Consider the following 14,413-nt stretch of genomic DNA (forward strand, 5'->3'; position numbering starts at 1 on the left):
CGATATAGGAAACAGAAAGAAATGAAAGACTATATTAATTCCTGTTATATAAAGAAAAATCACTTTTACCGAAGTAAAAGTGATTTTTCTTTATATATTATTTTCCTAAAACAAATTCAGCAACTTCGTCTAGGATCATTTCTTTACCTAGTGGGAAGTATCCTTTGTTTAGGTCTTCATTGCTAATTGTGAATACGTGATTATTTTTAACAGCGTTCATGTTTTTCCAAATTGATTCTTCTTGGAATTCTTTTAGACGCTGAGAACCGTCACCAGTTGTAAATACGAATAAGTAATCTGGGTTGTAATCGATTAAAGCTTCTTTTTGTACTTGTACTAGCGGTTTATCAGTTGGTGTACCTTTAACTGCTGGTAATTTTAAGTCATTAAAGATTACGCTACCGTAACCGTAGTCACCGTATACGCGGAAAGCATTTGGATATGCAGCCATTTTCATGAATGTTGCATCACCAGTTTTAGCGATGATTTTGTCATGTAATTTGCTTGCTTTTTCATCATACTGTTTGAACCATTCTTTTGTTTCTTTCTCTTTACCGAAGATTTGACCTACTTCTTCGAATTTTGGACGCCATTGGTCTAATGGAGTTTTTAACATAACTGTTGGTGCAATTTTAGATAATTGATCATAAATCTTTTCTTGACGATTGTTTACAAGAATTAAGTCTGGTTTTGCAGCAGCTACTGCCTCGATGTTAATTTTATCGCCCCAAGCAGAACCTACTGGTTTCACACCTTCTAATTTCTTTGCGATATGTCCATCAATTTTTTCTTGTGTTGTATTTGCAGTAATAATCGGTTTCATACCGAAAATTAATAATTCTTCTGTTGAACCACTAAGGTCAGCAATTTTCTTTGGATTTGCAGGGATTTTAATTTCCCCTTTTGCGTGTTGTACAGTGCGCTCTTCAACCTTCGCATCTGCTTTCTTTTCTTCTTCTTTGTTAGAACAAGCTGCAAATAGTACAGAAGTAACAACTAGTACCATTGCTAATAGTGCCATTTTAAAATTCTTCATATTCCCACTCCTTCTAGCTGTATTTCTCTTATAATTTGCATGTAACTATAAGAAACGAAAACAACATTTAATTAATATATTTTTATTAATTGTTGTTTATATCCCGTTCTAACGGGCGTTCAACTTCCCAGCCATGGGTAAGAAGCTCAACGTCCATTAGAACTCCCCCTCTCACCTCTTTAAGAGGGGGAAATTCTATTAATTATGCTTTTTTACGCAATTGATTATTAATCATCGCTAAATCGTATGTTAAACAAATTGGTTTACAGTTTACTGGACATGGAACGATTTGAGCTTCAATCTCAAATACGTTACGAAGCGTTTCACTTGTCATAACTTCATCTGGCGTTCCTTGTTTCATTAACTTCCCAGCTTTTAATGCAATCATATGATCAGAGAAACGAGAAGCATGATTTAAATCGTGAATAACCATAACAATCGTTCTGCCTTCTTCTTTGTTTAACTTCTTCAGTAAGTTTAATACTTCAAGTTGATGAGCCATATCTAAGTATGTTGTTGGTTCATCTAACACGAGTAAATCTGTTCCTTGTGCAAGAGCCATCGCAATCCATACACGTTGACGCTGACCACCTGATAAAGCTTCTGCTGGACGATTTGCGAATTCTGTCATCCCAGTCACTTCAAGTGCCCAGTGAATGTAGCGATAATCCTCTTCTTTCAATGTTCCAAATCCTTTTTGATGAGGAAAACGTCCATATGAAACAAGTTCAAACACAGTAAGGCCTGTTGGCACTTCTGCAGTTTGTGGTAAAATCGCCATTTTCTTTGCGATTTCTTTCGTTGGCTGTTTCTCAATTGCTTTTCCATCAAGATAAACAGTACCTCGTTTTGCTTTCAAAATACGAGAAGCCGTTTTTAATAATGTAGATTTCCCACAACCATTTGGTCCAATAATCGTTGTAATTTGCCCTTCCGGAATTTCAACTGTTAATCCATCTATAATTAACCCTTCATTATAGCCAACAGATACCGCATCAACTGCTAAAGTTGCCATACAAAAAGCCTCCCTTTATTTTGTCCTCATAAGTAAATATATGAAATATGGTGCGCCAATTACAGAAATAACAAGACCGACCGGTATTTCTGAAGTTGGTAACACACTTCTTGAGATTACATCTGCAAATAAAAGCAAGAACGTTCCTATTAATGCAGCCGTTGGTAACATAATTTGATGTTTACCACCAACGAGGCTTCTCGCTAAATGCGGAGCCATTAAACCGATAAAACCGATTCCGCCCGCAACAGCAACAGATGCACCAGCTAAACAAACTGCAATAAATAATAATTTACGTCTTTCCTTTTCTACGTTTACACCAAGGCCAACTGCTGTAGAGTCGCCTAAATTCATTACATTTAATATGTGCGCTTTACTAATGGCAAGTGGTAAGAAAATAACCATCCATGGGAGTACACTTAATACGAACTTCCAATCTGTTCCCCATAAACTTCCTGCCAACCAAATTGTTGCAAAGCGGAAATCATTAGATGTCATCTTCATAGAAAAAATTAAACTAACAGCACCAAATCCGGCTGCAACAGCGATACCAACAAGAATTAATCGAGTGGATGAAACACCGTCTTTCCATGCTAGTAAATAAATAATAATCGCCGCTAATATCGCTCCTACTAGTGCGAAGAATGGAAGGATAAATACAGATAAAAATGTACCAGTTCCAACTTTCCCAAAGAAAAAGTAGACGAATACAACAACTGTTAATCCCGCTCCGGCGTTAATACCTATAATACCTGGATCAGCAAGTGGGTTTCGTGATAACCCTTGCAAAATTGCACCCGACATAGCTAACGCAGAACCAACTAATATAGCTATAACCATACGTGGCATACGAAATTCAAATAAAATAACAGATTGATCTTCTGCACCTAATCCAACCAATGACTTTAATACATCTATTGGAGGTATTTTAAATGTTCCTGTATTTAAACTTATTAAAAATATAGCAACGATTAATCCTACTAAAATCGTTAAAATAGAAACGTTCTTTTTTGTTAAGACGCTCGTCCTCACATTTTTCCTCTCCCTTCGTTACGTGCTAAGTAGAGGAAGAATGGCACCCCAATTAGCGCTGTAATTGCTCCAATTGGCGTTTCAAATGGTGGATTAATAACGCGAGATAACATATCTGCACATTCAATTAACAATCCACCTAAGACTGCAGAACATGGAATAACCCATCTATAATCTGAGCCTACAAGGAAACGAGTCATATGCGGAATTACAAGTCCAACAAATCCAACTGATCCTGCCATAGAAACCGCAGAACCCGTTAATACAAGAACAAGTACTGTTCCGATAAATTTAATTAATGTCGTATTTTGACCAAGTCCAATCGCAATTTCTTCACCAAAGCTTAAAATTGTAATATATCTCGACATCATAATTGCTATGACGAGACAAACAAGGCCAATCGGTACTAACATATTAATACTTTGCCATTTCACTCCGGCAACACCGCCTGCATTCCACATACTTACCTCTTGGGCAAGGTTGAAATACAATGCAATTCCAGATGAAATTGCCCCTAATAAAGCACTAATTGCTGCACCAGCTAAAGCTAATTTCACAGGCGTTAATCCACCTGGTGAAGAAGACCCAATACCATATACAATGCTCGCTCCAAACGCAGCTCCAATAAAAGATGCGATAACGAACATTAAATAAGGTGAATTAGGAAAGAATGCATACATAATTGCAATCCCGAATACTGCACCATCTGTAATCCCCATTAACGATGGGGATGCAAGTGGATTTCGTGTCATACCTTGCATAATTGCTCCTGATACCGCTAAAAAGGCACCTGCAACTACGCCCCCTATTGCTCTAGGCATACGAAGTTCTTGAATTACGTTATGATGCGTTATAGACCCATCAAACTGAAATACAGCTTGCCAAACGGTCTTTAAACTAATATCTGCTGCACCAAACGAAATAGAAACTGCCATGCTTAAAGCTAACAAAATTGTGCCTGCTATTAAAATAATAGAAGCAACGAGCGGTCTGCTCTTAATCTCTTTAACATTCACATCTTGCTGTTCTATACTCCTTGCGCTCGCTTCCATCCCTCAACCATCCTAACCAACAACATATATTTAATAAAATGAAATTTATTCTCAAATAATAATAAAAAAATTAGGTGAATTGACATTCTCATGATAATGATTATCAGAATCAGACACTTTCTATTCTACCTACCACGTCAAAAGACTGTCAACCATTATTTTGAAATACGAATTCATACAAAGCGCTATCTTATGGACATAAAAAAAGAAGAGTAACCTGTTCACTCTTCTTTTTCTTACTTATTTAACTTTGCTTCAATTTTTACAATTAATTCGTCTTCTGTTGGAGCCGCAACTGGACGATTATTTACAAACGCGAATGATTTTTTACGACCAGGGCCACAGTAAGACTGACATGCAACCTCAATCGTTGCACATGAATCTACTTTTTTTAACTTCGGAATCAACGTTTTAACGTTCGTTGCCTGACAATCATCACACACACGAAATTCGTTTCCCATTATATATAACACTTCCTCTATTTTAAACTTTTCACAAGTACATTTAAAAATAAACACTAAATGGTATTTTACCGCTCTTTGAAGCTTGTTGCAAGTGTCCGCGCGTAGCTCTATTCCTATATAAGGCTACCTATTATTTATATTTTCTCCTTCAAAAGCTCCCATCATTCATAGCCACTTTTCTTCTCTTCATTGAAATCTACCATATTTTTAAAAGCTTTGTATAAAAGCTCATTTTTTTGCCCATTATAAAAATAGGAAGTTCATAAAAAGAAAGGGAGTTGAATCTATGAAAGTAAGACAAGATGCTTGGACAGACGAGGACGATTTATTACTTGCTGAAACGGTGCTTCGCCATGTTCGAGAAGGAAGTACTCAATTAAATGCATTTGAAGAAGTAGGAGATCAGTTAAATCGCACATCTGCTGCTTGTGGTTTCCGCTGGAATGCTGTTGTTCGCTATAGCTATGAACAAGCTCTTCAACTAGCAAAAAAACATCGTAAAGATAAAATGCGTGCTGCGGGCGGTGAACAGGCAAAAAAACGTTTGCTTTATACACCACCAGCTTCAGCAGCGATAACTGATTATGAAGAACACGTACCGTATGAAACAGCTGTTCAATATACAGAAGCTATTCCATATCAAGAACCGACTGTTCCTGCTTCAAAAAACTCAATAACAATGCAAGATGTTATTTACTTTTTACAAACAGTTGGATCTTCAAATATAAAAGTAACAGCTCTTGAAAACGAGAATACGAGATTGAAGCAAGAAATTAAAGCGCAGATCTTGCGAAATGAAGAACTAGAAAAGAAACTAGAAAAATTAGAACAGCAATCTCATACTGTACAAGAGGATTACGAAACACTTATGAATATTATGAACCGTGCTCGTAAATTAGCAGTAATGGATGATGAGGAACGCTCACAAACATCTTTCCGCATGGATCGAAACGGTAACTTAGAAAAAATTGCAGAATAAAAAGGATGCATGCAATGCATCCTTTTTATTCTTTCACTTCAAAATCCCCCTTTATATCCGAGAAAACCCCTTTCTTCATTTTTTGCTATAATAGAGGTTGTCATTTTATAAATAAGGGGTTAGTTATATGAGCAATTCCCGTTCGATTTTATCTCAGCCAGAGTGGCGTATTGTAGACCAGTCTAGTTTAGGACCAACATTCCATGCACTGCAGTCATTCGCAATGGATGACACGTTATGCACAAGTATTGGAAATGGTCTATCCGTTGCAACAATGCGCTCTTGGGTTCATCACAATACAATTGTTCTTGGCATTCAAGATTCACGCCTACCACATTTAGAAGAAGGTATTTCCTTTTTAAAAGAAAACGACTTTAATGTTATCGTTCGTAATTCCGGTGGACTTGCGGTCGTACTTGATGAAGGTGTTTTAAACGTATCACTTTTATTCCAAGAAACAGAAAAAGGTATCGACATCGACCTTGGATACGATACGATGTGGCATTTAATTAAGGAAATGTTAAAAGATTACGATGTTACTATCGAGGCAAAAGAAATTGTTGGTTCTTATTGTCCTGGTAGCTATGATTTGAGCATTCGCGATCAAAAATTTGCTGGTATTTCTCAGCGTCGTATTCGCGGAGGCGTTGCTGTACAAATTTACTTATGTGCGACAGGAAGCGGATCTGAGCGTGCCGCACTCGTTCGTGACTTTTACAACGTAGCAATTCAAGGCGAAGAAACACGATTTACGTATCCTGAAATTGTGCCGAGTACGATGGCTTCACTATCTGAATTACTTGGCGAAACAATTACAGTGCAAGATTTAATGATGCGCCTTTTAAAAACGTTGCAACAATTCGCTCCAAAGTTAACACCATCTCAATTAACAATAGATGAAATTCCTTTATATGAGACGAATTTACAACGTATTATTGACCGTAATAATAAGGCACTTGGTTTAGAAAAATAAAAAAGACCACCCTCATCTCAAGAGAAATAGGGTGGTCTTTTTTCATATTAATTCATTATAGAATTAAAGTGCTTGAGCTGCTGTAATTAAAGCTAACTTGTACACTTCTTCTTCGTTACATCCACGAGATAGATCATTTACAGGCATGTTTAAACCTTGTAAGATTGGTCCTACTGCTTCGAAGTTACCTAAGCGTTGAGCGATTTTGTAGCCGATATTACCAGCTTCTAGGCTTGGGAATACGAATACGTTAGCATCACCTTTAATTGTAGAACCTGGAGCTTTCTTCTCAGCTACAGATGGTACGAATGCAGCATCGAATTGGAATTCTCCATCTAAAGCTAATTCAGGAGCCATTTCTTTTGCAATGCGAGTTGCTTCTACAACTTTTTCTGTTTCTGGAGATTTCGCAGAACCTTTTGTAGAGAAGCTTAACATAGCAACACGTGGGTCAATACCGAATAGTTCAGCAGTTTTCGCACTTTCGATACCAATTTCAGCTAAATCTTGGCTGTTTGGTGCAATGTTAATTGCGCAATCAGCGAATACATACTTCTCTTCTTCACGTACCATGATGAATACGCCTGAAGTTTTTGTAACGCCTGGTTTTGTTTTAATAATTTGAAGTGCTGGACGAACTGTATCAGCTGTAGAGTGAGCTGCACCACTTACTAAACCTTGTGCTTTGCCCATGTATACAAGCATTGTACCGAAGTAGTTTTCGTCTTTAAGGATTTTACGAGCGTCTTCTTCCGTTGCTTTACCTTTACGGCGTTCAACGAAAGATGCTACCATTGCATCCATCTCTTCGTATGTAGCTGGATCGTAAATATCAACGCCTGCTAATGTTAAGTTCATGCTAGCAGCTTTTGCGCTAATTTCTTCTTTATTACCAACTAAAATTGGTTTTACTAACTCTTCTTTTGCTAAACGCTCTGCAGCGCCTAAAATTCTTTCATCAGTTCCTTCAGGAAGTACGATAGAAATGCCTTTTCCTTGAACTTTTTCTTTTACTGCTGTAAATAAATTGCTCACGAATAAACCCTCCTACAAATGTTAAAAACTCTACCTTTAAGAATACTTCTTTTCAGCTATATTTTAAACTTATAGCTCCCAAAAAATAGATAAAATGAAAATGATTATATTTTCATAAAATTCAGCCGGAAAATAAAGCCTACTTAAACCTTATTTTCTCCCGTTTTCCAGTAAATATAAATGTGACAGTTTTATGCACCGAAACTTTATGTAGATGTTTTTAATCCTATATATGCTATAGTTAACGTGTAAAATATCATTAACTGAGGTGAATAGAATGAGTGAAGCAACAACAACGTTAGATGGCTGGTATTGTTTACATGATTTACGTTCTATTGATTGGGCAGCATGGAAAACATTATCTAGTGACGAACGCGGACAAGCAGTGTCTGAATTTTTAAATGTCGTTGAAAAATGGAACGAAGTAGCTACTGCAAAAAAAGGCAGTCATGCAATGTATACAGTTGTTGGTCAAAAAGCAGATATTATGCTTATGATCTTACGTCCAACAATGGAAGAGTTAAATGAAATCGAAACAGAATTAAATAAAACAACATTAGCTGAATATTTAGTTCCTGCATATTCTTACGTATCTGTTGTTGAACTAAGCAACTATCTTCCAGCTGATGAAGACCCATACCAAAACCCACAAGTCTTAGCTCGCTTATATCCTGAGTTACCGAAAGCAAATCACATTTGCTTCTATCCAATGGATAAGCGTCGCCAAGGTAATGATAACTGGTATATGCTTCCTATGGATGAACGTAAGAAACTTATGTACAGTCATAGCAAAATCGGTCGCCAGTACGCAGGTAAAGTGCGCCAAGTTATTTCAGGATCAGTTGGATTTGACGATTTTGAGTGGGGCGTAACATTATTTGCTGACGATGTTCTTCAATTTAAGAAACTTATATATGAAATGCGCTTCGATGAAGTAAGTGCTCGCTACGGTGAATTTGGAACATTCTTTGTCGGAAACATTTTACCAAGCGAAAAAGTAACAACATTTTTACACATATAATATAAAAAAGGAACGAAATTCGTTCCTTTTTTTATTACCCTCTACATTTACCTGCAAAAACCTTCTTTTCTCTGCAAATTTGAACAAAAATCGACAAATTCTTTTCAAATTTCTTGTAAGATTGTAACCTTTTCACATCCAAATTTATGCTAAAATGGTACGAGCTATATGCTAATAACGATGCGAAGGTGATAATGTATATGAAGAAAATCTTGTCTATTTCACTATTGTTTCTATTGTTATTTTCTTCCTTAGGAGTAACAACATCCCATGCGGAAGAAAAAATACATATAGAGGCAGCTGCTGCACTTCTATTTGATGCAGATACAGGAAAAATACTGCATGAACAAAATCCAGATGAACTACTAGCTATCGCTAGTATGTCAAAATTAATTGTTGTTTATGCCGTATTAGAAGCAATTAAAGAAGGAAAAATCACTTGGGATACGAAAGTAAACATTTCTGATTACGCTTATGAAGTTTCACGTAATAATGAATTCTCTAACGTACCGTTCGAAAAGGGACGCCAATATACTGTAAGAGAATTATATCATTCTATCGTTATCTTCTCTGCGAATGGATCTAGTATTGCTTTAGCAGAATTACTTGCAGGAAGTGAAAAGAACTTCTTAAATGTTGCAAATGAACATGCGAAAAAACTAGGGTTAAAGAAATATAAATTTGTAAACGCTACAGGGTTAAACAACACTGACTTAAAAGGAAAACACCCTGAAGGAACTGATCCGAATGGAGAAAACTCCATGTCAGCTCGCGATATGGGTATTCTTTCAAAAACAATTATTACAAAGTATCCAGAAATGCTAGAGGATACAAAACAAAGATTTAGAAACTTCCCAGATAATCATCCGAAACCAATTCGTATGGAAAATTGGAACTGGATGTTACCAGGTGCTGCTTTCTCTTATGAAGGAGCTGATGGTTTAAAAACAGGAAGTTCTGATACCGCTGGATACGGATTCACTATTACAGCAACACGCGGTGATTTACGTCTTATTTCTGTTATTATTAAAACAAAATCAATGGACGAACGTTTCACAGAATCTCGCGCATTAATTGAATATGGGTTTAATAACTTCGAAAAACAGAAATTAAAAATAGATAAAAATAACAAAATTTCTGTAGTAAAAGGAAAAGAAGACTACGTAACAGTTGCACCAGAAAAAGAAGTAACAGTAGTTACTTCAAAAGGTAACAAAGCACCTTACAAAATTTCAGCTGAAGCCGATAAATCACTTGCTGAAGATGGGTATTTAGTTGCCCCTATTAAGAAAGATGCAAAAGTAGGTTCAATCGTTTTAGAATCAACTGATAAATACGGTTTCTTAGACGGAAATAAAAGTATGAAAGTTACTGCAAAAACGACTGAAGAAGTAGAAAAAGCAAATTGGTTCGTATTAACAATGCGTTCAATTGGCGATTTCTTCTCAAACTTATGGTCTAAAGTATTTTAATGATGAAAAGCTAGCTCACGCTAGCTTTTTTTATTTTCCCCTCTAGATGTAAAACTTCGTTTGGTTGTCATATCTGCGTCCTTTTTCTCATACGTATGAACTAGTAATTGTTCCACACTTCATCTAGAAATGAACCTCTTTCTACAAGGCATTCCAAAAAGAGAGGTGACACATAATGGGTGTTATCGCGTATAACGAAGAAGATGTTAAGTTATTAGCTAGACTGATGCGTGCTGAAGCCGAAGGAGAAGGCCAACAAGGGATGTTAATGGTCGGAAACGTTGGGGTAAATCGTGTCCGCGGAAATTGTTTAGATTTCAAAAAAATACGTAATTTACGTCAAATGGTTTATCAAAATCCTGGTGGTTTTGAGGCAACTCAAAAAGGGTATTTTTATCAACGAGCGAGAGAACAAGATATCGCATTGGCAAGACGGACTATTCAGGGACAACGTTTTTGGCCCGCCAACTTTGCCTTATGGTTCTTTAGACCTGAAGGCCCTTGCCCACCAACTTGGTATGACCAACAAAATTCTGGTCGCTTTAAAAAGCACTGCTTCTTCCAACCATCTGGTGGAGATTGTCCAGGCGTATATTAAGGAATGAAAATGGGGAGGGATTTTTGAATGGCACAGCAACAAAACCCGTACTACGGAACAGGTTTTTATCAACCATCTGGAACTTATGTACAACCGCAACAAATGACCCCACAACAACAGCAACAGCAACAGCAACAACAGCAAGCAATGCAACAACAAGCTGCTCAAGCTCAACTTGCAGTTTCTCAAGGAATGTTACCACTAGAGCAATCGTATATTGAAAACATCCTTCGTTTAAACAAAGGTAAACCAGCTACAGTTGTAATGACTTATGAACGTGGTAGTTCGCTTGGTACACAGTCTTATACTGGGATCATCGAGGCAGCTGGTCGTGATCATATCGTAATTAGTGAACCGAAATCTGGAAAGCGCTATTTACTACTAATGATTTACTTAGATTATGTAGAATTCCCAGGGGAAATTACGTATTTACCTAGTCAACAAGCAACTTATGCTCCAAGACCATAAACAAAAGCTGGCAAATGCCAGCTTTTGTTTTTTATAACCCTTTTACAACTGCAGTTCCGACTAAAATCCACGCCACAATAAACGCTACACCACCAAGAGGTGTAATTGGGCCAAAGAATTTAATACCTGTTGTACTTAATGCATAAAGACTGCCTGAGAACATAATAATCCCAGCTACCATAAGCCAACCCGCGGTGCTTAAAAGTGATGATTGCATTTTGTCCATTAATAGAGCAACTACGAATAAGCCACCTGCATGAAACATTTGATATGTAACGCCCGTCTTCCACACTTCTAACATTTTTGCAGAAATTTTATTTTCTAAACCATGTGCTCCAAAAGCCCCTAATGCAACAGATAGTCCCGCTGCAATACAACCTAGTAAAAAGAAAATTTTCATCTTAATTCCCCTTTTTTACCTTTATCATAAGCAATTTTTACATATAAGCCAAACGATTTTACTTTTAAAAGTCAAATAAAGATTTACCGTTTGCATCCTTTTCTTTTATATATACTTTTTCTCCAGAAACCGGCATAACTGGTTGAACTGTCGTCATAGGCTGAGACCCGATTACTTGTGTTTGAACTTGTGGTTCTCTATACGTAGAAGGCTCCACTTGTTCATCCAATAATAAATCACATAAAGCACGTACAACTAATAAGTGCTCTTTTGATTGTTGTCCTTCACTACTTTTTGCCTTTGCAATTTCATTCGCCATTTTATTTAAAATCTTATCACTAGATACTTGCATTCCTTGTCACCTCTTACTTTGTAGTTCTTTCTCAAATTGCCCCAGTTTCTCCACTGAACCAAATACTATTATCATATCATGTTCTTGCAGTTTTTCCTGCCCCGTTGGATTATGGATAATATCCCCATCCCTTAAAATTGCTAAAATTGTTACATCAAATTGATTCCTCACATCACTCTCTAATAACGATTTACTAGCTAAGATAGAATCTTTACCAACTTGAATTTCTTCAATTACAAATGATTGTTCTATTCCATACAATACTGTATCAATATAATGAACTGTTAACGGATTCGCAATACCTTTTGCGATATGAATACCTGCCATACTAGATGGATTAATAACCTTATTTGCACCAGCGCGCCGTAATTTCTCTTCTGTTTCTGGCTTTTCAGCTCTTGCTACAATTTTAATTGCACCATTAAGCCCTCTTGCCGTTAATGTAATAAATACATTTTCAGCATCGTTGGCTACGATAGCAACTAGGCCCGCTGCCTTCGAAATTCCGGCATTATGTAACACTTGATCTTCAGTTGCATCCCCATGGACATATAAAAGCTTTTCCTGTTCGAATATACTTTCATCTTTATCCACAACTACAAATGGGATTTTCTTTTCCTGTAATTCATGTACAACTTGAAGCCCTACTCTTCCACAACCACATACTATAATATGCTTTTGTAACTGTGCTATTTGTTTATCCATCTTCTTCCTCCGCACTGCATGAAATAAGTTACCCTCAATGATCATAGCTGCTACTACCCCCATTGCATACGTAACGATACCGACGCCGACAGGTATAATAAGGAGCGCAAAAAATTTCCCTGCCTGTGTTACGGGCACTACATCACCATATCCAACCGTTAATACAGTAATCATCGTCATCCAAAATGCTTGAAACAAACTAATTTCTTCAATTGTCATAAATCCTAGCGTCCCTAGAATTACAACAAAGGTCATACATATAACTGCTATCCATAATTGCTTACGTGCATTCATATTATATTTCAACTCTTTTCTCTATCTACAATCTTTGCCAAAGGAAATGAAATACCTATATACTAGAAACGGAATCTATGAAAGAGGTTGATATAATGAAGCTATTTCTTTCTGCCTTACAATGGGCACTATTTATTTTAGCTGGAAGTCTTATTGTACCAATTAGTGTCGCAACTAGTTACGGCCTCGATGGTACTGAAGCTATCGCGTTTGTACAAAGGACATTATTTGTTCTCGGTTTTGCTGGCCTACTGCAAGCTATATTCGGTCACAAACTTCCTATTCAAGAAGGTCCCGCAGGCCTTTGGTGGGGAATTTTCTCCCTATATGCAAGTTTGGGCGTCGTATTATTTGGATCAAGCAATGAAACACTTAAGGTCCTTCAGTACGCTTTCCTACTAAGCGGCATTATTTGTATTATTCTTAGTGTTTTTGGACTTATCGATAAACTAGTTCGCTACTTTACACCTACAGTAATTGGAACGTATTTATTCCTTCTTGTCGCACAACTTAGTGGCTCCTTCTTAAAAGGCATGTTTGGCCTTGATGGACAACATACAGAAGTACAGCCAAAGGTATTTATTCTTTCACTCATTGTTATTTTACTATCTTTTTTCATTATGAAGCTACCTATTATTGGACAATATTCCGTTCTTTTCAGTATGGTCTGCGGCTGGATATTATTCGCGTGCTTCGGGTTATCTAATCCAGTAACACCTGTGACAGATATAATTCGTCTTCCATCTCTATTTGTTTTCGGAATGCCCCGCATTGAATGGAACATGGCAATTACGGTAGTTTTCGTCACACTATTACTTCTAACAAATATGTTAGCAAGTATTCGCGTTGTACAAAAGGTTGTTTCTAAGTATGAAGAAGATGCTGCGGAGAATCGCTTCAAACAAGCTGGCATTATAACAGGAATAAATCAATTGCTAGGCGGTCTATTTTCAGCCATTGGTCCTGTTGCCATTTCTGGATCCGCAGGATTTATTGCAACGACAAATATTTATAAGCGCCTTCCATTTATGTTAGGGTCAAGCTTTATCATTCTTGTTAGTATATTCCCAAAGATTACTTCATTCTTTGCAGCAATCCCCGTTGCAGTTGGGTATGCTGCAATTTATCCTGTATTTGCAAGCATGATTGGTCTCGCTTTCCGCGAATATGACACTGTACAAAATAAAGAACAATTATTTAAAGTAGCAGGTCTTTCAATCTTTACGGGAATCGGAGTTATGTTCGTTCCAGCTGGAGCATTTTCTACGCTGCCACCATTTTTAGCATCATTTTTAAGTAACGGTCTCATTCTTGGATCTGTAATGGCTATTTTGCTCGAAATACTATTTTCTCGTTCGCACGAAAAACAACTATCGTAAATTGGAAAACTTCCATTATTGCACTCTACCTTTAGAGTTGTTACGATAATGATAAAGTGAAACTTTAATCAGTGGGGGTTTTGTTCACCCCCCACTGATTATTAGCCCACACCAATCGGGCATTTACGGGCAGTCGAT

Annotated in this window: 16 protein-coding genes; 7 read left to right on the forward strand and 9 right to left on the reverse strand. The window is 37.0% G+C overall.

Annotated features, from left to right (window positions below):
• Positions 1-97: 97 nt before the first annotated feature.
• The 5 genes from V7038_RS21085 to V7038_RS21105 all read right to left on the reverse strand — a co-directional run bounded on the left by V7038_RS21085 (position 98) and on the right by V7038_RS21105 (position 4,596).
• Positions 98-1,036, reverse strand: a complete 939-nt coding sequence (locus tag V7038_RS21085) for an ABC transporter substrate-binding protein (protein ID WP_002113112.1) — start codon at positions 1,034-1,036, stop codon at positions 98-100.
• Between the two features lie 202 nt (positions 1,037-1,238).
• Positions 1,239-2,051, reverse strand: coding sequence for an ABC transporter ATP-binding protein (locus tag V7038_RS21090; protein ID WP_000212073.1), 813 nt, complete (start codon positions 2,049-2,051; stop codon positions 1,239-1,241).
• Positions 2,052-2,066: 15 nt separating this feature from the next.
• Entirely contained in the window at positions 2,067-3,083 is a 1,017-nt protein-coding gene (locus tag V7038_RS21095) for a FecCD family ABC transporter permease (RefSeq protein ID WP_002159735.1), read from the reverse strand.
• Entirely contained in the window at positions 3,080-4,135 is a 1,056-nt protein-coding gene (locus V7038_RS21100) for a FecCD family ABC transporter permease (RefSeq protein WP_002113119.1), read from the reverse strand. Before V7038_RS21100 ends, V7038_RS21095 begins: the two co-directional genes overlap by 4 nt.
• Before the next feature lie 236 nt (positions 4,136-4,371).
• Complete coding sequence (locus V7038_RS21105; protein WP_000526075.1) at positions 4,372-4,596, reverse strand: DUF1450 domain-containing protein; 225 nt, start codon at positions 4,594-4,596, stop codon at positions 4,372-4,374.
• Between the two features lie 289 nt (positions 4,597-4,885).
• Between V7038_RS21105 and V7038_RS21110 the strand changes: the two genes are divergently transcribed.
• Together V7038_RS21110 and V7038_RS21115 are read left to right on the forward strand one after the other, a co-directional pair.
• A complete protein-coding gene (locus V7038_RS21110; RefSeq protein WP_002113121.1) occupies positions 4,886-5,578 on the forward strand; it encodes an RsfA family transcriptional regulator in 693 nt (230 codons plus the stop codon).
• A 127-nt stretch (positions 5,579-5,705) separates the two neighbouring features.
• A complete protein-coding gene (locus tag V7038_RS21115; RefSeq protein WP_002113122.1) occupies positions 5,706-6,551 on the forward strand; it encodes a lipoate--protein ligase family protein in 846 nt (281 codons plus the stop codon).
• A gap of 63 nt (positions 6,552-6,614) precedes the next feature.
• Here the strand turns inward: V7038_RS21115 and pta are convergent, their stop codons facing one another.
• Entirely contained in the window at positions 6,615-7,586 is a 972-nt protein-coding gene (pta, locus tag V7038_RS21120; RefSeq protein ID WP_002113123.1) for a phosphate acetyltransferase, read from the reverse strand.
• A 277-nt stretch (positions 7,587-7,863) separates the two neighbouring features.
• Between pta and hemQ the strand changes: the two genes are divergently transcribed.
• The 4 genes from hemQ (at position 7,864) to gerQ (ending at position 11,145) form a co-directional block, all read left to right on the forward strand.
• Complete coding sequence (gene hemQ, locus V7038_RS21125; RefSeq protein WP_002113124.1) at positions 7,864-8,607, forward strand: hydrogen peroxide-dependent heme synthase; 744 nt, start codon at positions 7,864-7,866, stop codon at positions 8,605-8,607.
• A gap of 194 nt (positions 8,608-8,801) precedes the next feature.
• Positions 8,802-10,079: a serine hydrolase gene (locus tag V7038_RS21130; RefSeq protein ID WP_335695608.1), complete on the forward strand. Its 1,278-nt coding sequence runs from the start codon at positions 8,802-8,804 to the stop codon at positions 10,077-10,079.
• A gap of 175 nt (positions 10,080-10,254) precedes the next feature.
• Positions 10,255-10,677 (forward strand): cell wall hydrolase CwlJ, encoded by a 423-nt coding sequence (gene cwlJ / locus V7038_RS21135; protein WP_000538158.1) that lies wholly within the window; start codon positions 10,255-10,257, stop codon positions 10,675-10,677.
• 27 nt (positions 10,678-10,704) lie between these two features.
• Positions 10,705-11,145 (forward strand): spore coat protein GerQ, encoded by a 441-nt coding sequence (gene gerQ, locus V7038_RS21140; RefSeq protein ID WP_002113126.1) that lies wholly within the window; start codon positions 10,705-10,707, stop codon positions 11,143-11,145.
• Positions 11,146-11,176: 31 nt separating this feature from the next.
• On the opposite strand, the gene V7038_RS21145 is transcribed toward gerQ, so the two are convergent.
• The 3 genes from V7038_RS21145 to V7038_RS21155 all read right to left on the reverse strand — a co-directional run bounded on the left by V7038_RS21145 (position 11,177) and on the right by V7038_RS21155 (position 12,896).
• Positions 11,177-11,545, reverse strand: a complete 369-nt coding sequence (locus V7038_RS21145; protein WP_002016371.1) for a DUF423 domain-containing protein — start codon at positions 11,543-11,545, stop codon at positions 11,177-11,179.
• A 64-nt stretch (positions 11,546-11,609) separates the two neighbouring features.
• Positions 11,610-11,897: a YwdI family protein gene (locus tag V7038_RS21150; RefSeq protein WP_002089830.1), complete on the reverse strand. Its 288-nt coding sequence runs from the start codon at positions 11,895-11,897 to the stop codon at positions 11,610-11,612.
• Positions 11,898-11,903: 6 nt separating this feature from the next.
• Complete coding sequence (locus V7038_RS21155; protein WP_335695609.1) at positions 11,904-12,896, reverse strand: potassium channel family protein; 993 nt, start codon at positions 12,894-12,896, stop codon at positions 11,904-11,906.
• 95 nt (positions 12,897-12,991) lie between these two features.
• On the opposite strand from V7038_RS21155, the gene V7038_RS21160 reads away from it, so the two are divergent.
• The gene (locus V7038_RS21160; RefSeq protein WP_002113128.1) at positions 12,992-14,275 is read left to right on the forward strand and encodes a purine/pyrimidine permease; all 1,284 of its coding nucleotides are present in this window, start codon (positions 12,992-12,994) and stop codon (positions 14,273-14,275) included.
• Positions 14,276-14,413 lie beyond the last annotated feature (138 nt).

This window comes from Bacillus sp. JJ783, assembly GCF_036963225.1.
GTDB classification, from domain to species: domain Bacteria; phylum Bacillota; class Bacilli; order Bacillales; family Bacillaceae_G; genus Bacillus_A; species Bacillus_A cereus_U.

Coding starts and splice junctions, on each gene's coding strand:
- V7038_RS21115 (WP_002113122.1), top strand. CDS start 5,706: ATGAGCAATTCCCGTTCGATTTTATCTCAGCCAGAGTGGCGTATTGTA.
- V7038_RS21150 (WP_002089830.1), bottom strand. CDS start 11,897: ATGCAAGTATCTAGTGATAAGATTTTAAATAAAATGGCGAATGAAATT.
- hemQ (WP_002113124.1), top strand. CDS start 7,864: ATGAGTGAAGCAACAACAACGTTAGATGGCTGGTATTGTTTACATGAT.
- V7038_RS21155 (WP_335695609.1), bottom strand. CDS start 12,896: ATGAATGCACGTAAGCAATTATGGATAGCAGTTATATGTATGACCTTT.
- V7038_RS21090 (WP_000212073.1), bottom strand. CDS start 2,051: ATGGCAACTTTAGCAGTTGATGCGGTATCTGTTGGCTATAATGAAGGG.
- gerQ (WP_002113126.1), top strand. CDS start 10,705: ATGGCACAGCAACAAAACCCGTACTACGGAACAGGTTTTTATCAACCA.
- V7038_RS21160 (WP_002113128.1), top strand. CDS start 12,992: ATGAAGCTATTTCTTTCTGCCTTACAATGGGCACTATTTATTTTAGCT.
- V7038_RS21145 (WP_002016371.1), bottom strand. CDS start 11,545: ATGAAAATTTTCTTTTTACTAGGTTGTATTGCAGCGGGACTATCTGTT.
- V7038_RS21110 (WP_002113121.1), top strand. CDS start 4,886: ATGAAAGTAAGACAAGATGCTTGGACAGACGAGGACGATTTATTACTT.
- V7038_RS21100 (WP_002113119.1), bottom strand. CDS start 4,135: ATGGAAGCGAGCGCAAGGAGTATAGAACAGCAAGATGTGAATGTTAAA.
- V7038_RS21130 (WP_335695608.1), top strand. CDS start 8,802: ATGTATATGAAGAAAATCTTGTCTATTTCACTATTGTTTCTATTGTTA.
- cwlJ (WP_000538158.1), top strand. CDS start 10,255: ATGGGTGTTATCGCGTATAACGAAGAAGATGTTAAGTTATTAGCTAGA.
- V7038_RS21085 (WP_002113112.1), bottom strand. CDS start 1,036: ATGAAGAATTTTAAAATGGCACTATTAGCAATGGTACTAGTTGTTACT.
- V7038_RS21105 (WP_000526075.1), bottom strand. CDS start 4,596: ATGGGAAACGAATTTCGTGTGTGTGATGATTGTCAGGCAACGAACGTT.